Source organism: Sphingobacteriaceae bacterium, assembly GCA_002319075.1.
GTDB lineage: Bacteria > Bacteroidota > Bacteroidia > B-17B0 > Aurantibacillaceae > Aurantibacillus.
Genome location: NVQB01000001.1, coordinates 2,199,774 through 2,218,915 on the forward strand (window position 1 = coordinate 2,199,774; position 19,142 = coordinate 2,218,915).

18 protein-coding genes and 1 pseudogene are annotated in these 19,142 nt (G+C 38.3%); 7 read left to right on the plus strand and 12 right to left on the minus strand.

Going from position 1 to position 19,142, the window contains the following annotated elements; genetic code table 11:
• The first annotated feature begins 51 nt into the window (after positions 1-51).
• Positions 52-624, plus strand: a complete 573-nt coding sequence (locus CNR22_09610; protein PBQ32015.1) for a hypothetical protein — start codon at positions 52-54, stop codon at positions 622-624.
• Here CNR22_09610 and argH read toward each other — a convergent pair.
• From argH to CNR22_09650, 8 genes and pseudogenes are all read right to left on the minus strand, one after another.
• Complete coding sequence (gene argH / locus CNR22_09615) at positions 617-1,921, minus strand: argininosuccinate lyase (GenBank protein PBQ32016.1); 1,305 nt, start codon at positions 1,919-1,921, stop codon at positions 617-619. The two genes, CNR22_09610 and argH, sit on opposite strands and share 8 nt — an antisense overlap.
• A complete protein-coding gene (locus tag CNR22_09620) occupies positions 1,911-3,011 on the minus strand; it encodes an acetylornithine deacetylase (protein ID PBQ32017.1) in 1,101 nt (366 codons plus the stop codon). The genes argH and CNR22_09620 overlap by 11 nt, the downstream gene beginning before the upstream one ends.
• The gene (argB, locus tag CNR22_09625) at positions 2,986-3,774 is read right to left on the minus strand and encodes an acetylglutamate kinase (protein PBQ32018.1); all 789 of its coding nucleotides are present in this window, start codon (positions 3,772-3,774) and stop codon (positions 2,986-2,988) included. Before argB ends, CNR22_09620 begins: the two co-directional genes overlap by 26 nt.
• Entirely contained in the window at positions 3,775-4,770 is a 996-nt protein-coding gene (locus CNR22_09630; protein ID PBQ32019.1) for an acetylornithine carbamoyltransferase, read from the minus strand.
• Complete coding sequence (locus CNR22_09635; protein PBQ32020.1) at positions 4,771-5,913, minus strand: aspartate aminotransferase family protein; 1,143 nt, start codon at positions 5,911-5,913, stop codon at positions 4,771-4,773.
• 11 nt (positions 5,914-5,924) lie between these two features.
• Entirely contained in the window at positions 5,925-6,908 is a 984-nt protein-coding gene (locus CNR22_09640) for an N-acetyl-gamma-glutamyl-phosphate reductase (protein PBQ32021.1), read from the minus strand.
• Positions 6,905-8,098, minus strand: coding sequence for an argininosuccinate synthase (locus CNR22_09645; protein PBQ32022.1), 1,194 nt, complete (start codon positions 8,096-8,098; stop codon positions 6,905-6,907). The genes CNR22_09640 and CNR22_09645 overlap by 4 nt, the downstream gene beginning before the upstream one ends.
• A 1-nt stretch (position 8,099) precedes the next feature.
• Positions 8,100-8,750 (minus strand): annotated as a pseudogene (locus CNR22_09650) (GNAT family N-acetyltransferase).
• A gap of 363 nt (positions 8,751-9,113) precedes the next feature.
• Here CNR22_09650 and CNR22_09655 point away from each other — a divergent pair.
• Positions 9,114-9,932: a phosphate ABC transporter permease gene (locus tag CNR22_09655; GenBank protein PBQ32023.1), complete on the plus strand. Its 819-nt coding sequence runs from the start codon at positions 9,114-9,116 to the stop codon at positions 9,930-9,932.
• 5 nt (positions 9,933-9,937) lie between these two features.
• Here CNR22_09655 and CNR22_09660 read toward each other — a convergent pair whose 3' ends face one another.
• The 4 genes from CNR22_09660 to CNR22_09675 form a co-directional block, all read right to left on the minus strand.
• Positions 9,938-10,921, minus strand: coding sequence for a cytochrome C class I (locus CNR22_09660; protein PBQ32024.1), 984 nt, complete (start codon positions 10,919-10,921; stop codon positions 9,938-9,940).
• Positions 10,922-11,055: 134 nt separating this feature from the next.
• Positions 11,056-13,890, minus strand: coding sequence for a translation initiation factor IF-2 (locus tag CNR22_09665; protein ID PBQ32025.1), 2,835 nt, complete (start codon positions 13,888-13,890; stop codon positions 11,056-11,058).
• Positions 13,891-13,960: 70 nt separating this feature from the next.
• Positions 13,961-15,220: a transcription termination/antitermination protein NusA gene (locus CNR22_09670; protein ID PBQ32026.1), complete on the minus strand. Its 1,260-nt coding sequence runs from the start codon at positions 15,218-15,220 to the stop codon at positions 13,961-13,963.
• Positions 15,221-15,277: 57 nt separating this feature from the next.
• The gene (locus CNR22_09675) at positions 15,278-15,739 is read right to left on the minus strand and encodes a ribosome assembly cofactor RimP (GenBank protein PBQ34866.1); all 462 of its coding nucleotides are present in this window, start codon (positions 15,737-15,739) and stop codon (positions 15,278-15,280) included.
• Positions 15,740-15,930: 191 nt separating this feature from the next.
• Here CNR22_09675 and CNR22_09680 point away from each other — a divergent pair, with 191 nt between their 5' ends.
• From CNR22_09680 to CNR22_09700, 5 genes are all read left to right on the plus strand, one after another.
• A complete protein-coding gene (locus CNR22_09680) occupies positions 15,931-16,269 on the plus strand; it encodes a hypothetical protein (GenBank protein ID PBQ32027.1) in 339 nt (112 codons plus the stop codon).
• A 126-nt stretch (positions 16,270-16,395) separates the two neighbouring features.
• Positions 16,396-16,635 carry an acyl carrier protein gene (locus CNR22_09685; protein PBQ32028.1) on the plus strand — a complete coding sequence of 80 codons (240 nt, stop codon included), beginning with the start codon at positions 16,396-16,398 and terminating at the stop codon, positions 16,633-16,635.
• A gap of 9 nt (positions 16,636-16,644) precedes the next feature.
• Positions 16,645-17,898, plus strand: a complete 1,254-nt coding sequence (fabF, locus tag CNR22_09690) for a beta-ketoacyl-[acyl-carrier-protein] synthase II (GenBank protein PBQ32029.1) — start codon at positions 16,645-16,647, stop codon at positions 17,896-17,898.
• On the plus strand, positions 17,891-18,643 hold the full coding sequence (gene rnc / locus CNR22_09695; protein ID PBQ32030.1) for a ribonuclease III: 753 nt from the start codon (positions 17,891-17,893) through the stop codon (positions 18,641-18,643). The genes fabF and rnc overlap by 8 nt, the downstream gene beginning before the upstream one ends.
• Complete coding sequence (locus CNR22_09700) at positions 18,636-19,121, plus strand: hypothetical protein (GenBank protein ID PBQ32031.1); 486 nt, start codon at positions 18,636-18,638, stop codon at positions 19,119-19,121. The genes rnc and CNR22_09700 overlap by 8 nt, the downstream gene beginning before the upstream one ends.
• Positions 19,122-19,142 lie beyond the last annotated feature (21 nt).

Sequence of the window (19,142 nt, forward strand, 5' to 3'; positions counted from 1 at the left end):
AATTTCTTCGGGCACATCCTTTGCAGGATTACCTTGAATTTATCTGTAGAAATGGAAAAAGAAAGTTTACTTAAATTATTTATGGTAATGATCGGCTGTAGACCAAAAGGCAGGCTTACCGAGCAGCACGATATTTTTTTCGGGATTGCAGAATCAATGAAAGAATTAATTCCACACATGAACGCTTTTTGGCCGGAAGCAAAAGGAAATATTCATGTAGACGCTTATCGTGAAGTCACCTTTGTAAACGGCTACAGTATTAAAGTACTCCCAAAAACAAATGAGAAAAAAAATGCTTCTCCAGAAAATTTATTTTTCCTGAATCTCGGTGGTTACAAAGTAAACGAGTTTGAGGAGTTTCATTACAAAGTCCTTGCAGTATCAGAGACCTCCGGAGAGGCCATTCAGCAAGCTAAACAAACGGCTTTCTATAAACATTTCGGATTTAAAGGAGCCACTTCACACATCGATGACAAATACGGCGTAGATGTAGATAATATCTATAGGATTACCGATATTCTAAATTCGTTTTTTAAAGAGCGTTATTCTTTGCAGATCACTAAAGAAGAAAGTCCTGAAGATCTACTTCATATTGGCTACTTCCCGCTTAAAAAACTTACTTAAGAATTTTATCACTTAATATAGAGAAGCGCTCTGCAATTTCTTTGTTACATAAATTATGAATACTTCCTTCGTGTGTGTGATGAATTTCTTTAGTAAATTCAAAAGTAGTACTTGCAATGTCGGCTCCTACCTTTTGGTAAGCTTCTCTGAACGAAAGTCCTTCTGTCACTAGTTGATTAACGGCTTCCACACTGAAAATAAATTTATATTTTTCTTCCTTTACACTGCTTTCGTTAACATGAATTTCCTTTAACATGTTCACAGAAGCCTGCAAACAGGCCTGCAATTCTCTGAAGGCAGGAAACAGCATTTCTTTTGTCAATTGAAGATCGCGGTGATACCCGGAAGGTAAATTGCTTAATAATAAAGTAAATTCATTTGGTAGAGCTTGCAGACGATTACATTTGCCGCGTATCAATTCAAAAACATCCGGATTCTTTTTGTGTGGCATAATACTGCTACCCGTTGTTAATGCATCGGGAAAAGAAACAAAACCAAAATTCTGCGAATTATACAAACAGATATCCATAGCAAGCTTAGAAAGTGTTGCCGCTATGCTTGCCAAAGCTGTCGCAGTAATTTTCTCACTTTTACCCCTTGTCATTTGCGCATAAACAACATTGTAATTCATGCCTTCAAAATGCATAAGCTCCGTTGTAAGAGTTCTATTAATCGGTAGAGATCCGCCATATCCCGCACCGGATCCTAAAGGATTTTTATTCGCCACATTATAAGCCGCAATTACAAGCTCCATATCGTCGCAAAGACTTTCTGCATAAGCGCCAAACCAGAGTCCGAATGAAGAAGGCATTGCGGCTTGTAAATGCGTATACCCTGGAATTAAAATGGCTTTATATTCTTCGCTCTTTTTCTGAAGTAAATTAAAAAGCTCCCCTACCAGAAGACTTGTTTTTTTTAGTTGGGCCAAAGAGTATAATTTTATATCCGTCAAAACCTGGTCGTTGCGCGAACGCGCGGAATGAATTTTTTTTCCCACGTCTCCAAGCTTCCTGGTCAATAAAATTTCAACTTGAGAATGTACATCCTCCACTCCTTCTTCAATTATAAACCCGCCCTTTCTTATGATTACTGCAATCTCTTTCAGCTCCTTTTCCAGTGCGGTAAACTCATCTGCTGAAAGTAAGCCAACTTTCGAAAGCATTTCTGCATGGGCCAAAGAACCTGTTACATCAAACTCTGCCAATTCCAAATCCAGCAACTGGTCATTACCAGCTGTAAAATCCATCAACCACTGCGGCGTAGTACTATTCTCTTTTTCCCAAAGTTTAGTTTTCATTTAATTTATTTAAAATCTTTATATAAATATCAATTCCTTCTTCTATTTCCTTCACATAAATAAATTCGTCGGCACTATGCGAGCGCGCGGACTCGCCAGGCCCCATCTTTAAAGAAGGCCATGGCATCAAGGCCTGGTCACTCATAGTTGGCGAACCATAAGTGCCACGGTTTAATTTTATTCCTTCCAAAACAAATGGATGATCTTTACGAATCTTTGACGGTTGTAAGCGAAACGAACGCGCGGTAATTTCACAAGGCACTCCCTTTTTTATGATCTCAAAAACCTGTTCATTGGTGTAAGCGTCTGTTGTCCTCACATCCACCGTAAATTCGCAGAGCGCCGGAACAACGTTGTGCTGCTCGCCCGATTTAATTACCGTTACACTCATTTTAATGTCTCCAAGAATTTCAGATTTCTTAGGGAATTTAAAACTGCTGAACCATTTAATATGTTCAAAAGCTGCGTAAATAGCATTCTGACCTTCATTGCGGGCAGCATGACCAGCTTTTCCCAGCACTTTACAATCCAACACCATCAAACCTTTTTCTGCGATGGCCATCTGCATTCCCGTAGGCTCTCCCACCACGGCAAAAGCAATTTTTGGTAAATCTTCGATCAAGGCCGCGATACCATTTGGTCCCGAAATTTCTTCTTCCGCCGTTGCGGCGAAAATAAAATTGTATTTTAATTCCTCCTTTTCATAAAAAAATAAAAACGCCGCAAGTAACGACACTAAAGGCCCCCCGGCATCATTGCTTCCAAGGCCATATAATTTTCCTTCTTTTATAAATCCTTCATATGGATTATTTGTATAACCTGAATTTGGCTTTACAGTATCATGATGAGAATTTAAAAGTATAGTTGGTTTAGCTGCGTTGAAATGTTTATTTCTACACCAAACGTTATTCAACTTTCGGGTAAGAGAAATGTTTTTATTACTAAGAAATTTTTCAATCAGATCTGCGCTCTCATTCTCCTGCCTGCTAAAAGACGGAATAGAAATAAGCTCCTGTAATAACCCTATTACTTCTTCTTTGAGCAGGGGGCCAGCAAGTCCATCATTATTTATAAAGTCGGGTTCCTTCATAATCGTTTTTATTCATTAGGTTTGGTAGTTTTTCTGCTTTACCAATCTGCACAAAATTAACGCCATTTTCCAATGCCTTAAAAGCATTATCCATTTTGGGAATCATTCCTGCATTGATAATTCCTTTATCTTTTAATTCTAAATAATTTTGATGGGTTATTTCTTTAATAACACTTTTTTCATCAGTTATATTTTGAAGGACGCCGTTTTTTTCAAAACAGTAAATTAACCGCACACTGTAATTTTTAGTTAATGCCATAGCAAGTTCCGACGCAATAGTATCGGCATTTGTATTTAAAAGCTGACCAGATTTATTATGTGTGATCGCAGAAAAAACGGGACTTAAATTATGCTCGAGGCAGTTAGAAATAAAACCAGAATTTATTTCATCGATATCTCCAACAAATCCATAATCTATTTTCTTAGTCTCGCGTTTATGCGAAACAATACTATTGGCATCTGCTCCCGAAAGTCCAACAGCATTGCAGTTCAGAGCCTGTAGTTTTGCAACAACTGTCTTGTTAATGTAACCCGCGTAAACCATAGTTACGACCTTCAACGTTTCAGCGTCTGTTACTCTTCGTCCTTCAATCATATTCACTGCAACGCCAAGTTTTTCCTGTAACTGGTTAGCAAGCTTCCCGCCACCGTGCACAAGAATTTTCTTTCCTGCCAGCAAACTAAAATTTTTCAAAAAAGAAAACAATGCGTTTTCATCATCAATAACGTTCCCGCCTATTTTAACTATACTTAGTAATTCCATTTACCTTTGAACCTCTTGATTAAGTTGAACACTGCTCTCTATTTTATAATTGGTTTCCAGCATCTTTTTTAAAACTGCTTGGGCAGCAAACACTCTGTTCTCAGCTTGTTGAAGAATTAAAGACCTACTGCTGTCTAAAATAGAATCCGGCACTTCCACATTCCTTCTTACAGGCAAACAATGCATAACTTTAGCGTTGTTAGTTGCTTTCATTTTAGTTTCACTCAAAAGCCAATCGCCTTTTACTTCGGGCATCATGCCGTACTCCTCATAAGACGACCAGTTTTTCACATAAACGAAATCGGCGTCTTTAAGCGCTTCCTCCTGATTATGGATAACTTTCGTTTGCTTGGTGAACTCTACAGATAAGTTATATCCTTCCGGATTCGTGATAACGAAATCTACTTCACGCGTCTGAATCCATTCGCAAAAAGAATTACTCACAGCTTGCGGTAAGGGTTTAATATGGGGGGCCCAGGTTAAAACAACTTTAGGCTTTTTACCGGCAGGTCGGTTTTCCTCTATAGTGATCATGTCCGCCAGACTTTGCAAGGGGTGACGCGTGCCTGACTCAAGACTAATTAAGGGTTTGTTGCAATACTTCATAAACTGAAGTAAAATTTTCTCACTGTAATCTTCCTGCTGATCCTTTAATCCAGGAAAACAACGCAAAGCAATGATATCGCAATATGAGCCAATAACAGCCGCCGCATCTTTAATATGCTCTACCGAAGTTCCGTTCATGATAGCGCCTTCATTGTACTCCAAAGCCCAACCTTCCTGGTTGATATTTATAACCATAGTATTCATGCCAAGATTTTGCGCCGCTTTTTGTGTGCTTAAGCGTGTACGCAGACTAGGATTCATAAAAACAATTCCTATTGTTTTATGTTTGCCCATATTCTCGTGAGCGAAAGGATTTGCTTTTAATTCAAGAGCTTCTGAAATCAAAGTGCTTGAATCTTGTATATCATATACTGTAGTGAAATACTTCATTTAGTTAACTTGTAATTGTTGTTGTAAAATCTTGCTTATAGCGTTTAGAAAAGTTTCTATCTCTGCTTTCCCAATGTTTAGCGGCGGAAGCAGACGGATAGTATTTTTTCCAGATGAAAAGCCAGTAAATACTTTTTCTTCGTCTAGAAGTTTTTTGCGGATTGAAGACGCGTCGCCTTCTGTTTCAATACCTATCATTAGTCCAAGGCCACGCACCTCTTTAATTCCGTCTATCTTCCTAAGCCCTTCCATTAAAAGGGTTCCGGCCTCTTCAGCGTTTTTAATAAGACCTTCATTCTGCATAACTTCTAAAACCGAAAGCGAAGCTGCACAGGCCAGGTAATTTCCGCCGAAAGTTGTTCCCAACATACCATGTTTTGCTTTTATGTTTGGGTTAATCAATACACCTGCCACCGGAAAGCCATTACCCATGCCTTTTGCAGTAGTAACTATATCCGCTTTTATATCTGAATGTTGATGCGCGAAAAATTTCCCACTTCTGCCATAACCCGATTGTATTTCGTCAAGGATTAAAATGGTGCCTGATTTTTTACAAGCTTCTTCCACTACTTTTAAAAAATTTGTAGTAGGAATATTTATACCTCCAACTCCTTGAATGCCCTCCACAATCACTGCACAAATGGTTTCGTCTATTGCGTTTAAGAAAACATTTGTATCATTTAAGGGTAAAAAAACTGTTTCATGATCTTTATTAATGTTAGCGGAGAGTTTAGCATCGTCTGTAGCACCTAAAGATAATGAGGTACGACCGTGAAAAGAATCCCTGAACGCAATTACTTTTTTTCTGCCATTATGGAAAGATGCGAGTTTTAATGCGTTTTCATTTGCTTCGGTTCCAGAATTACACAAAAATAAATTGTAATCTACATAGCCACTTTGTGCTCCTAATTTTTCTGCCAGCAAATTTTGTGAAGGCATTTTAACGGCGTTAGAATAAAAAGCAATTTGATTTAATTGTTCATTCAAAGCCTTTACATAATGAGGATGCGAATGTCCGATGGAAATCACAGCATGTCCACCATACAGGTCGAGGTATTTTGTCCCTTGCTCATCCCAGATATAAGAGCCCTGGGCTTTTACGGGGGTGATGTTGAATAATGGATAAACGTCGAATAAATTCATTTTTTTAAATATTAATAGTTAATTGCTTTTAGTTTTAATCCCGCTTGTTCTTCGAATCCAAACATCAGGTTCATATTCTGAACTGCCTGCCCGGCTGCTCCTTTCAATAAATTGTCGATCACACTTGTTACCAAAACGTAACGTCCATTCTTTTTAACATCAATAAAACACTTGTTCGTATTCACCGCCATTTTCATATCTACAGTTTTATCTACCAAAAAAGTAAATGGATGATTTTCGTAAAATTCTGTAAAAAGATTTTTTATTTCTGCTTCTGAAAGATCACTTTCCAGAACGGTAGTAGCCAAAATGCCTCTTGCAAAATTTCCTCTTTGTGGAATGAATAAAAATTCGCCATCGAAGCTTTGTTGCAGTTGCTTTAAACTTTCCTGTATCTCAAAATTATGTGCGTGCTCAAACGCCTGGTAAACAGAAATATTATTTTGTCTCCATGAAAAGTGAGTGGTGTCTGAAAGCTTTATGCCTGCTCCCGTTGAACCGGTAATAGCATTTACCTGAATTGTTCCTTTCAATAAATTATTATGAGCAAAAGGTAAAATCGCTAACTGAATCGCCGTTGCAAAACAACCTGGATTCGCAATGTAATTGGCCGATTTAATTTTTTCTTTGTTTAACTCCGGCAGACCATAAATAAACTGACCACTTGCTACAGTATTGTTAGAAATCAATCTGAAGTCACGACTCAGATCAATAATTTTACTCTTTAGTAAATCAGGATTTGTTTTCAAATAAGAAGCCGAGTCGCCATGTTGAAGACACAAAAAAACAAGATCAGAATTTTTAGACGCCTTATCTGAAAACAAAAGATCAGTTTCTCCGGCCAGATCTGTGAAGACGTCGCTTACTCTCTTGCCCTGTTGTGATTGACTTACCGCGCAAAGAGAATTCACTGCCGGATGATTAACGAGTAATCTTACCAGTTCGCCACCTGTGTATCCTGCCGCGCCAATAACGGTAACATTTACTTTTTTCATTGTACTGAATTAATCTGGTGGTAAATGCTCATTTGATTGCTCATGATTTTCGTAAACCCTTTCACATCTTGTCCGCTCCAGGTATTATTCATCTCGCCATAGCTTCCAAATTTGTTGCTCATCAGGTCATGTGCCGATTCAATTCCAACAATTGAAAAATTATAGGGCGAGAATTTTACGAAAACTTTTCCAGTCACATTTTTTTGTGTCGATTCGAAAAAACACTCTAAATCGCGCATCACAGGATCTAAAAACAAACCTTCATGCAGCCAGTTGCCATACCACATAGATTGTTGATCTTTAATGATCAATTGTAGTTTTGTAAGAGTGTGTTTTTCCAAAGCATGGTGAGCTTTAATGGTAATAAGGGCTGCGGCGGCCTCAAAACCAACTCTTCCTTTAATACCGATGATCGTATCTCCAACATGAATATCTCGTCCAATAGCAAAAGGACTCGCTTCTTTTTCCAAAGCCTGGATTGCTAAAGTAGGATGCCCAAAGATTCTTCCGTTGATTCCATGCAGTTCACCTTTTTCAAAATAAAGTTCAATATCTTTTTCTCCTGTCTCAGAAAGCTGAGTTGGGTAAGCTAGACCCGGCAAAGAAGAATGCGAGGTAAGCGTTTCTTTTCCGCCAACAGAAGTTCCCCAGATCCCTTTATTAATGCTGTATTTAGCCTTTTCAGCATTAATGTTGACGCCATTTTTAGCCAGGAAGGCAATCTCTTCTTCGCGTGATAATTTGTTGTCACGGATGGGAGTTAAAATCTGGATGTTTGGAATCAATATGTTGAACACCGCATCAAATCGCACCTGGTCGTTTCCTGCGCCTGTACTTCCGTGTGCTACATAATCTGCCTTTAATTTCTTAGCATAATTGGCAATAGCTGTTGCCTGTGAAATGCGTTCTGCGCTCACGGATAAAGGATATGTATTGTTCTTTAAAACATTGCCGTAAACCAGATACTTCACAACGCTGTTATAAAAGTTTTTTGTTTCATCCAAACACACAAAAGATTTTACGCCAAGCGCGCTGGCCTTTGCCTCAATTACTGAAATTTCTTCTGCGTCAAATCCTCCTGTGTTTACAATTACTGCGTGTACCTCAAGATTTAATTCCTGCGCTAAATAAATTGCGCAATAAGACGTGTCCAGTCCGCCGCTGAAGGCGAGTACCACTGATTTTTTCATGTGTTCTAAGTTTACTTTGTTTTAAATAAATAGTTGCTTTCATTTTTGTAACGCGTTCAAAAATTTTTGAATACTTTTTGAAATTCAAAAACTTGTGTGTCTTATCCGAATCTTTTTTCTCGTCTGGATTGTAAAGCATGGCCGTGCATAAACAGTTTTTTCGCTCTTTGCTTTTCAGAATTTCGAAATTCACGCAGCTCTGGCATCCTTTCCAAAAAGCCTCATCTTGTGTAAGCTCCGAGTAAGTCACGGGTTCATAACCGAGGTCAGAATTAATCTTCATTACGGCCAGTCCTGTGGTGAGACCGAATATTTTTGCCTCCGGATATTTTTTACGCGAGAGTTCAAATATCTTTTCTTTTATACTTTTCGCCAGTCCGCTTTTTCTGAATTGGGGAGAGACGATCAAGCCTGAGTTGGCCACGTAGTTACCATGACTCCACGTTTCGATGTAACAAAAACCTGCCCACACTTTATCGGAAGAAAAAGCAATGACGGCCTTTCCTTCGAGCATTTTTTGTTCAAGATATTCAGGCGAACGTTTAGCAATGCCAGTTCCCCTTGCTTTTGCTGACGATTCCATTTCGTCGCAAATAGTTGCTGCGTAGTGCAAATGACTGGAGTCAGCCAATTGCACAATGAATTTTTCCATTGTGAATGAATTAAAAATAAATAACACTACTTCCCCTTAGGAGAAATAATCACTTTTTTGGTAGTTTGGAAATTTAGACGTTTAAATCAACGTCTAATAGAATAGATAGCTCTAACCGGCACTGGAGTAACGGTTAATTGATTATTAAACAAAAACACACTCTTTAGCAAAGAGTGCAACCCGCGAAGGATTGAAACTGTTGTAAAAGTTTTTGTTTTCACTTTTTTTCGTGATTTTAAATTAGTAAAACACAAATGTATTAAAAAAATAAACGGTGTCTGAAAAAATTTGATCCTTAATCACAATAAAACTTAAAGTGCTATACAGTTGATTTATTAAGAAATCCAAATTACATTTACAGAGATGGAATTTGAAATAAAGCCGCAGAATAAACTGAGTCTTGGATTGAAGGAACTGTGGGAGTACCGGGAGCTTTTCTACTTTTTTACACTTCGTGATATCAAGGTAAAATACAAACAAACAGTTCTTGGTTTTCTGTGGGCCGTTCTGCAGCCACTTATTATGGCGCTTCTTTTCTCTTTTTTTCTTGGCAAAGCCATTACAAATTATACGGCACTTGATCTACCTTACGATATTTTTGCCTTAAGCGGGCTTGTTATTTGGGGAATTTTCTCTTCCGGACTTAACAATGCCGGAAACAGTATGGTTTCCAACGCTAACATTATTAAGAAAATTTACTTCCCTCGTTTAATAATTCCCATCTCTTCTGTACTCGTTGGTGTTTTCGATTTTGTGATGGCCTTTGCTGTTTTTATTATTTACACTTTATTAAAGGGAATAGCATTTAATGCCATCGCATTCATTTATTTCCCGCTTGCAATCCTATTAACGTGTGTAGCAACTTTTGGAGCCGGAAGTCTGCTTGCAGCGTTGAATGTAAAGTACCGCGATTTTCGTTACATCATACCTTTCCTTATCCAGCTCCTCTTATTCTTAACACCTGTTATTTACCCGGTAAGTATTACGAATAATATTTATCTTAATTGGATTCTCGCCCTAAATCCAATGACTGCGCCTCTTGATATTTTCAGAGCATCATTGGAAGGTGGAAGTATTCATTATTCACAAGATCTAATAAGCATTACAGCTTCTTTAATCCTTTTCATTACAGGATTAGTCTACTTCCGGAAAACAGAAGCCTATTTTGCAGATCTTGCTTAATTCGATTACTTATTAGGTTTCAAACCTTTGTCAACATAGAATTTCTCAATATCATCCCAAGGACCAAAAGCATGTTGTTCTTCTGAGAAAGGATCGATATATGGCCCTTTGAAATAATCTATTGGCTTGTGACTTAAGTTCGCATAGTCGATGTGATGTGGAACTGGTCTTGGATGAATGCTTCCGTCATTAATAAATGCGGCCACATCCAGAGCTTCCTGATCGCTAAGAACAGGCTTGTCGAGTGTCGCGATCAAATTAGGCATGTTGTATTTTATAAAGCTGGCGGCTTTCAGCACGCGGTGCATACTTGATCCTTCCTGGTAACTTTTTGGTCCCCATAAAGGAGGATAGGTATAGGTGGTATTATCACCGTTCATTTTCCCTTGCCCGTCTGCCTGGTGACAGCTTTTACACTGCGCCATGTAAACTTCCTCTCCTTTTTTTGGATCGGCATGAAGACCTTTAAATTCAACATACTTGAGAGCGTAGCCTTTATGCTTTTCAGTATCATATCCTTCGCCAACCCATTTAATATAAGAAACTATAGCATTCATTTCACGCGAGTCCATTTTTAAAGCTTTACCATTGTGTGGCCTTTCTACACAATTATTTACGCGGTCTATCATAGTAAGAATTGCATCTTCACGCGCACGGTATTGTGGATAGGTTTTATGCGAATTAAAAAAATTAAGTCCAAAAGCCTTGGTACCACTATTCAAGTGACAGTTGGTGCAATTCATTTTGTTTCCAAGGTTTTTGCTTACAACACCATCCGGACCAATATAATAACTTGTGTTTTGAACGAGGCGACGTCCGTATTTAACCTGCCTTCCCCATTCGTCATCTTTTAAAGTACTTGTATCGGGAACTTCGTAAATCTCTAATTCGGCTTTCTCAAGCGTTTTCGGAGCGGGTTGTTTATGACCTTCGGTATCACACGCATTCAAAATGGTGAGAATACCAAGTAGGGAAAGGATTTTTTTCATTTACTCAAACTTTAAAAAATTGTGTTGCGCTAATTTAGTTAATAATTTATTTTCTAAATAAGACTTAGTTCCCTTTTTAAAATAAAAAAGCCTCTCCGGTGAGGGAGAGGCTTTTTAACTTTCGTTTTCTTAAGTTATAGTTTTGCTTTAATTTCGATCATGTCGTACCCTTCAATGATATCTCCAACAACAATGTCATTGAAATTTTCAATATCGAGACCACATTCGTAACCTGCAGCAACTTCTTTTACGTCGTCTTTGAAACGTTTTAACGACCCGAGAGAACCTGTGTGAATCACTATACCATCACGAATTACGCGCACTTTTGTATTACGTGTAACTTTTCCATCCAACACATAACATCCTGCAATTGTACCAACACGCGTAATTTTAAATACTTCGCGTACCTCGATATTACAAACGATTTTCTCTTCAAATTCTGGAGCTAACATACCTTCCATCGCTGCTTTGATTTCGTTGATAGCATCGTAAATAATAGAATATAAACGGATATCAATTTCTTCAACCTCAGCTAATTTGCGGGCACTTGTACTTGGGCGCACCTGGAAACCAATGATAATAGCGTTAGAAGCTGAAGCTAACAATACGTCACTTTCACTAATGGCACCCACTGATTTGTGAATGATATTTACAGCTACTTTTTCTGTAGATAATTTTAATAAGGAATCTGCTAATGCTTCAATAGATCCATCCACGTCACCTTTTACGATTACGTTTAATTCTTTAAAATCACCAATAGCCAAACGTCTTCCGATTTCATCAAGCGTAATATGTTTGTGTGTTCTGATGCCTTGTTCCCGCTGTAATTGTAAACGTTTATTTGCGATTTCACGCGCTTCACGCTCATCCTTCATCACATTAAATTTATCTCCCGCTTGTGGAGCACCACTTAATCCTAATACTTTTACTGGATGCGATGGGCCTGCAGTATCTACTTTCATACCACGTTCGTTGAACATCGCACGCACGCGTCCGCTGAAACTACCCGCTAACATAATGTCGCCGACTTTTAAAGTTCCTGCCTGAACAAGAATTGTAGATACATATCCACGCCCTTCTTCCATACTGGCTTCAATCACCGATCCCACTGCATTTCTATCCGGATTTGCTTTCAGATCCATCATATCTGCTTCGAGTAAAACTTTTTCTAAAAGCAGATCAATATTTTTCCCTTGTTTTGCAGAAACTTCCTGGCACTGATATTTTCCACCCCACTCTTCTACCAGAATATTCATTGCTGATAAACCTTCGCGTATCTTATCTGGGTTTGCTCCCGGTCTGTCAATTTTATTTATAGCAAAGATCATAGATACACCCGCCGCTTGTGCATGGTTTATCGCCTCTTTAGTTTGAGGCATGATGCTGTCATCCGCAGCAATCACAATAATTGCAATGTCGGTTAACTTCGCTCCACGGGCACGCATGGCGGTAAACGCCTCATGACCCGGAGTATCTAAAAAAGTTATACTTCTTTCGCTGCCAGCTAACTTTACATTGTATGCACCGATATGTTGTGTAATACCACCCGCTTCACCAGCAACTACATTGGCTTTACGAATAAAGTCAAGTAACGATGTTTTTCCATGATCAACGTGTCCCATTACAGTAACAACCGGAGGTCTCTGGATCATGTCTTCAGGAGCGTCTTTTTCGTCTTCTTTAATAGACTCGAGTTCTTCTGCAGAACCAAACTCTACTTTATATCCAAACTCTTCTGCTACTATCGAAATTGTTTCTGCATCCAAACGTTGATTTATGGACACAAATAATCCAAGTGACATACAAGTAGAGATAATTTGCGTTACCTGAACATTCATCATCTGCGCTAACTGATTCGCACTTACAAATTCAGCTACCGTTAATAATTTTTTGTCAGCTTCAGCAATCTCAGCTCTCTCAGCCATTTTATCGCGAATCTCTCCACGTTTTTCACGACGGTATTTTGAAGTTTTAGATTTATTCCCTTTTTCACTTAAGCGTGCAAGTGTTTCTTTAATTTGTGCCTGAATCTCTTCTTCAGTTAATTCATGGCGCGGTTTGCCAGGGGTTGTTGCACCACCAGTACCCGGCTTTTTAGCACGTGGATCGCCGTATTTTTCTTTGGCACGTTCGCGCGCAATTGCCGATTGTTCTTTACCAACTTTTTTAATTTCCTCTTGCGACAATCCGCCTTTACGAATGCGTTTTCGTTTTTTCTTGTCAGCTGCACTTGCAGCCGCATTGTTCGCTGCAGTCTTTTTAGGCGTTTCTTTTGCAACCGGTAACTCTACTCTTCCTAAAATTTTAGGGCCTTCGAGCTTTTCGTATTTGGTTTCTAAAAACTCTTCCTTTGCTTCTTCCTTAACCTCTGCAACTTCCTCTTTCTTCTCTACAACTGGTTCTGGTTTTACTACTTCTTTTACAGAAGCAACTATCTCAGGTTCTGGTTTGGCAATCTTTTCAGATTCCTTTTCTCTTTTCGGCTTTTTATCTGGTTTAGTTTTAAGATTCATTGAATCCAAATCAACTCTACCAATAACTTTAGGACCACCTTCGTTAATTTCCGTTTCTTTTTTTGGCGGATCAATGATAACAGTGGTCTCTTTTTTTACTTCTTCGGCAACAACCTTTGGCAACTCTTCTTCTTTTTTAGATAAGGTCAGGTCTTTGATCACAACCTCGTCAACCTCATCTTCTTTCTGCTTTTTTGGTTTAATCTCATCAAGCACAATAGTTTCGCGCTTTAGCTTGCTGCTATTCTGCGCAACGGTTTCAGCTTCTTCGCGAGCCGATTTATCACTTGAAAATTCTTTCAGCAAAAGACGGTATTCGTCATCGCCAATTTTGGCGTTGGGATTACTATCTACAGGTTGCCCCTTAGAGGCAAGAAATTCAACAATCTTTCCGAGGGAAAGGTTGAATTCTTTGGCTACCTTGCTTAATCGAAGTGTTTTAGCTCCTTCTGACATATTTTACTTAAATCTTTCTAAATTAATTTGTCCTGCTTATCAAGGAAGCCGGAAAACCTTTGTTCAGTGCTTATTCTTCGAACTCAGCACTCAACACATCACGAACACTTTTAATCATCTCTTCGCTGATGCCTGTGCGGCGTGTTAATTCTTCGTCGCTCAATTCAAGAACTGATTTTGCCGTATCGCATCCAATGGCTTTTAATTGCTCAATGATGTCTGCTTCAATCTCATCTGAGAATTCTTCCAAATCAACGTCTTCTGTTTCAACATCAATATCTGTATCACGGAATACATCAATTTCGTAACCTGTTAATTTCCCCGCTAATTTAATATTAAATCCGCCTTTTCCAATGGCAAGGCTAATCTGATCGGGTTTAAGGAAAACTTCCGCGCGTTTTGTGTCTTCGTCAATTTTAATGGTGGTAATTTTTGCCGGACTTAGTGAACGTTGAATTAATAACATTGAATTGGTCGTGAAGTTGATCACATCAATGTTCTCGTTTTTCAATTCACGAACAATTCCGTGAATTCTCGATCCTTTCATCCCTACACAAGCTCCAACCGGGTCAATTCTATCATCATAACTTTCAACTGCCACTTTAGCTCTTTCTCCTGGCTCACGAACAATTTTCTTAATAGTGATTAATCCATCAAAAATTTCAGGAACTTCTGTTTCAAATAAACGTTCTAAAAATACAGGTGAAGTACGAGATACAATAATAGAAGGTGTTCCGTTTTTTAAATCAACTTTAGAAACAACCGCTTTAACAGTATCTCCTTTTTTGAAAAAATCAGAAGGAATTTGCTCCGTTTTTGGTAACAACAATTCGTTTCCTTCATCATCCATTAACATGATTTCTTTTTTCCAAACCTGGTAAACTTCAGCAGTAATAACATCGCCAACTTTCTCCTTGTACTTGTTATAGATTTCACTTTTTTCTAATTCAAGAATTTTTTGAACTAAGTTTTGACGCACCGACAATACAGCGCGACGACCAAAATCTTCTAATTTTACTTTTTCAGATACATCTTCTCCAATTTCAAAATCAGGTTCTATCTTTTGAGCGTCAGCAAAACTAATGTGCTTATTTTCATCAAAATCGAAAGAATCTTCCGCGAAATCATCATCAACAATCTTACGGTTTTTATAGATCTCCACGTCACCCTTATCCGGATTTACAATAATATCAAAGTTCTTATCGCTACCGTATCTTTTTATAAGCATACTACGAAATACATCTTCAATAATGGTCATCAACGTCGCACGGTCTATGTTCTTAATATCTTTAAATTCCGAGAACGACTCTATAAGGTTTACGCCTTCCATGGTTTTGTTTTTTTATTTTATTATTAGTAATTTTTTATCCAGGCTTAGTTAAATTGCCTAAAACTTTAATTTAATTTTTGACTCTTTTATTTGATCGTATTTTAAAATCTGTTGTTTTGTAACGGTTATCTTTCCTTTTCCAACAGGCTTATTCTCGCGAGAAGTAGATTCCAGTGTAATTTCATGCTCACTCCATTCTACCAGGTCACCTTCAGTTTTAGTGCCATCCACTAACTTTATTTCAAAAGTTCTCCCGATGTGTTTTTTATACTGACGGGGCATCACCAAAGGAGTAGTAGCACCGTGTGAACTCACATCAAGCGCATAATCTTCCTTTTCCCTGTCAAGGTTGCCCTCAATAGCACGACTAACCGCCACACAGTCTTTAATAGTTACACCTTCATCACCATCTAAAAATACATTGATGTGATTGTCAGAGCCAATTTTTATCCCGGTAACATACATGTTTGTTCCGTTCAAATACTGGTTCGCCAGCGCTATAATATGTTCTTTTGTTATCAAAATTTTTGTCAATAAAATAGGGGACTTCTGTCCCCTTCCCTTGCAATCCTATTTTCCGGCCACAAATATAGGCATTTATTTATATATATAAAAACAAAAAAAAGGATAAAAATAGCGTTCCTAACCAACCTTTTGCCCAAAATATACGTCTATGTATTTAAACAACGTACTAAATCCCGAATAAAACAATGAAAAAAGCAACCCTTCGAGTTATAATAATCCTGGTAGGCTTATTATTTGTTAACATAGAGGCTGCGCACGCAGGCCTGATTCACAAAGTTAAAATTTACATTCGTCACGAATTTTCTGACAACCAGTTTCTATACTTCGTTTGCGCTACATTATTTCTAGGCTTTTTAAGCTACATTATTTTCACGCCTGTACTTATTGGTAAACGCAAATGGGCATGGTTAAGTTACTATTCCTATACTCCAACACGCAACGATTATCAAAGCAAGCGCGATATGGTGAAAAAAATCGCTGTTATTCTTAAAAATGGCGAGTTCGGTAATCAATCTCATCCTTAGTCAGTTAGCGGTTTTGCTCTGTTAAAATTGAAGAATTTTCTAAAAAAGATCTGCAATTCTCAAGTTAAAGTTTTGTTTTAGCACCGATATTTTTATTTTTGTGCCAAATTTTTAAATCTAAAAATAATGTCTGACATTGCAAACAAAGTAAAATCAATCATCGTAGATAAATTAGGTGTTGATGAAAAAGAAGTAACTCCAACAGCTAGCTTTACTAACGATTTAGGTGCTGATTCACTGGATACAGTTGAACTTATCATGGAATTCGAAAAAGAATTTAACATCGCTATTCCTGATGAACAAGCTGAGAAAATTGGTACTGTGGGCGATGCTATCTCTTACATTGAGGCTAACGCAAAAAACTAATTCCACCATATGCAATTAAAACGTGTAGTAGTTACAGGTCTGGGCGCTGTAACCCCATTAGGCAATAGTGTTAATGACTATTGGAATAATCTTATTAATGGAGTAAGCGGAGCTGCGCCTATTACACGTTTTGATGCATCTAAATTTAAAACCCAGTTCGCCTGTGAGGTGAAGGGCTTTAATCCTGAAGATTATTTCGACAAAAAAGAAGCTCGTAAACTGGATGCTTATTCCTGGTACGGGATCGCCGCAAGCGATCAAGCCATGAAGGATAGCGGTTTATTAGCAGAAAATATCGATAGAAATGAAATTGGTGTTATTTGGGGAAGTGGTATCGGAGGTTTAGATACTTTTCAAAACGAAACTTTCGCTTTTGCAAAAGGTGATGGTACTCCCCGTTTTAATCCTTTCTTTATTCCCAAAATGATTGCTGACATTTGCAGCGGTCATATTTCCATGCGCTTTGGTCTTAGAGGGCCTAATTTTACAACCGTTTCAGCTTGCGCTTCCTCTACCAATGCCTTGATAGACGCATTTAATTACATTCGTTTAGGCAAAGCAAACGCCATTGTAACAGGCGGAAGTGAGGCTGCCATTAACGAAAGTGGTATTGGTGGTTTTAACGCCTGCCAGGCCATGAGCACACGCAACGACGATGCCGCAAAGGCTTCTCGTCCCTACGATAAAGACCGTGATGGTTTTGTTTTAGGAGAAGGCGGAGCTGCTATTATTCTTGAAGAATTAGATCATGCTCTCGCAAGAGGTGCAAAAATATACGCAGAAATTATTGGCGGAGGCATGAGTGCCGATGCCCATCATATCACTGCCCCACATCCTGAAGGATTAGGTGCTACTTTAGTAATGAAACGTGCATTAAAAGATGCAGGCCTTACAGGAACCGAAGTGGATTACATAAACACGCACGGAACCAGCACTCCGCTTGGAGATACAGCTGAATTAAAGGCGATTGTAAATGTGTTTGGCGAACATGCCTACAAATTAAACATCAGCTCTACAAAAAGTATGACCGGGCACCTTCTTGGTGCTGCAGGAGCAATAGAGGCAATAGCGGCTATCATGGCAGTTAAAACAGGTATTATTCCTCCTACTATTAATCATACAACTCCTGATCCTGAAATTGATCCAAAATTAAATTTAACGCTCAACAAAATGCAGACGCGTAATGTGGATGTAGCTATCAGCAATACTTTTGGCTTTGGTGGACACAACGCAGCGGTTGTGATTAGAAAATTTAATCCATAATATTTTGGCTTTAAAAAGACTATTATCGCTATTAGGTACCACTGATATCAAGAGCGATAAGGGTTTTAAGAACTGGATCAAAACCACTACGGGTTACTCTCCAAAAAATATTTCTTTATACCAACAAGCCTTTTTTCACAGTAGCATTTCTGTAAAACGAAGTGGTACCACTGTTAGCAACGAACGTCTTGAATTTCTTGGCGATGCGATTCTTGGCGCTGTGGTAGCCGATTACCTTTTTAAAATGTATCCATTTAAAGACGAAGGTTTTTTAACGCAGTTAAGAAGCAAAATCGTAAATGGTCAGAATTTAAAAGAGCTTGCTCTGAAGTTTGGGTTCAATCATTTTTTGAAAGCAAGCCTTACTAAGGACGAAAAAACTAAATCCAGCGCCTATGGAGATGCCTTTGAAGCTTTTATTGGCGCGGTGTATCTCGATATGGGTTATAACAAAACAAAAACGTTTGTTATCTCCCGTATTATAAAAATTCATGTAGACACCGAGAACCTCGCCAAAACAAATGAAGATTACAAAAGTCAATTACAAATTTATTGTCAGAAAAATAAATATGCACTGGAGTACAAGTTACTGAGTGAAGAACGGCAAGGCGCCAATAAAATGTATGTAATTGAAGTTTACGTTAACGGAAAACCCTATACAAAGTTTGAAAGTTATAGTAAACGTACAGCTGAACAAAAGGCAGCACAGCTTACCTTAGAGCAATTAAGCATAGAAGGTGGCTAAATACGTTTTACATAGCAGCGAAGACGATCTCGATTTTGTGCTGATTGGCATAACTTGTCCCGAAAATCAGTACGCTGTTCTCAGTATTGTAGATGATGCTTTAAAAATCAATTTAGTCCTCAGCGACTACATTCCTTTTAATTTAAAAGAAGGTCGAATTTTTAAGTTCTCTCTTTATCGCTTTCTGGATGAAGAACTCGGACTAGAATACTATTTTATACCTAATATCAGCAATTTCGAAGAGCCTAATTTAAGCGTGTCGGCAACCCGCGATCTATTCGCGGGACTTGAAATTGAAGAGAGTGTTAGGCTGATAAAAGAACTACCCAAAACTGATTATTTCCTCATTCTTAAAGGAGAAGATCTGCATAATTACCAATTCAAAATTATAGAACGTTTAAAACACTTTCCGGACATAATTCAAATCCAGGCTATAGAGCCCCAGGATCTTCCAAGTAAAAGAAATTTGATTTTTTAACCCTGGTCCTTTGTGCCTCGA

Bases quoted from the DNA above. Each gene is read 5' to 3' on its own strand.
- CNR22_09610 (PBQ32015.1), top strand. From the start codon at position 52: ATGGAAAAAGAAAGTTTACTTAAATTATTTATGGTAATGATCGGCTGT.
- argH (PBQ32016.1), bottom strand. From the start codon at position 1,921: ATGAAAACTAAACTTTGGGAAAAAGAGAATAGTACTACGCCGCAGTGG.
- CNR22_09620 (PBQ32017.1), bottom strand. From the start codon at position 3,011: ATGAAGGAACCCGACTTTATAAATAATGATGGACTTGCTGGCCCCCTG.
- argB (PBQ32018.1), bottom strand. From the start codon at position 3,774: ATGGAATTACTAAGTATAGTTAAAATAGGCGGGAACGTTATTGATGAT.
- CNR22_09630 (PBQ32019.1), bottom strand. From the start codon at position 4,770: ATGAAGTATTTCACTACAGTATATGATATACAAGATTCAAGCACTTTG.
- CNR22_09635 (PBQ32020.1), bottom strand. From the start codon at position 5,913: ATGAATTTATTCGACGTTTATCCATTATTCAACATCACCCCCGTAAAA.
- CNR22_09640 (PBQ32021.1), bottom strand. From the start codon at position 6,908: ATGAAAAAAGTAAATGTTACCGTTATTGGCGCGGCAGGATACACAGGT.
- CNR22_09645 (PBQ32022.1), bottom strand. From the start codon at position 8,098: ATGAAAAAATCAGTGGTACTCGCCTTCAGCGGCGGACTGGACACGTCT.
- CNR22_09655 (PBQ32023.1), top strand. From the start codon at position 9,114: ATGGAATTTGAAATAAAGCCGCAGAATAAACTGAGTCTTGGATTGAAG.
- CNR22_09660 (PBQ32024.1), bottom strand. From the start codon at position 10,921: ATGAAAAAAATCCTTTCCCTACTTGGTATTCTCACCATTTTGAATGCG.
- CNR22_09665 (PBQ32025.1), bottom strand. From the start codon at position 13,890: ATGTCAGAAGGAGCTAAAACACTTCGATTAAGCAAGGTAGCCAAAGAA.
- CNR22_09670 (PBQ32026.1), bottom strand. From the start codon at position 15,220: ATGGAAGGCGTAAACCTTATAGAGTCGTTCTCGGAATTTAAAGATATT.
- CNR22_09680 (PBQ32027.1), top strand. From the start codon at position 15,931: ATGAAAAAAGCAACCCTTCGAGTTATAATAATCCTGGTAGGCTTATTA.
- CNR22_09685 (PBQ32028.1), top strand. From the start codon at position 16,396: ATGTCTGACATTGCAAACAAAGTAAAATCAATCATCGTAGATAAATTA.
- fabF (PBQ32029.1), top strand. From the start codon at position 16,645: ATGCAATTAAAACGTGTAGTAGTTACAGGTCTGGGCGCTGTAACCCCA.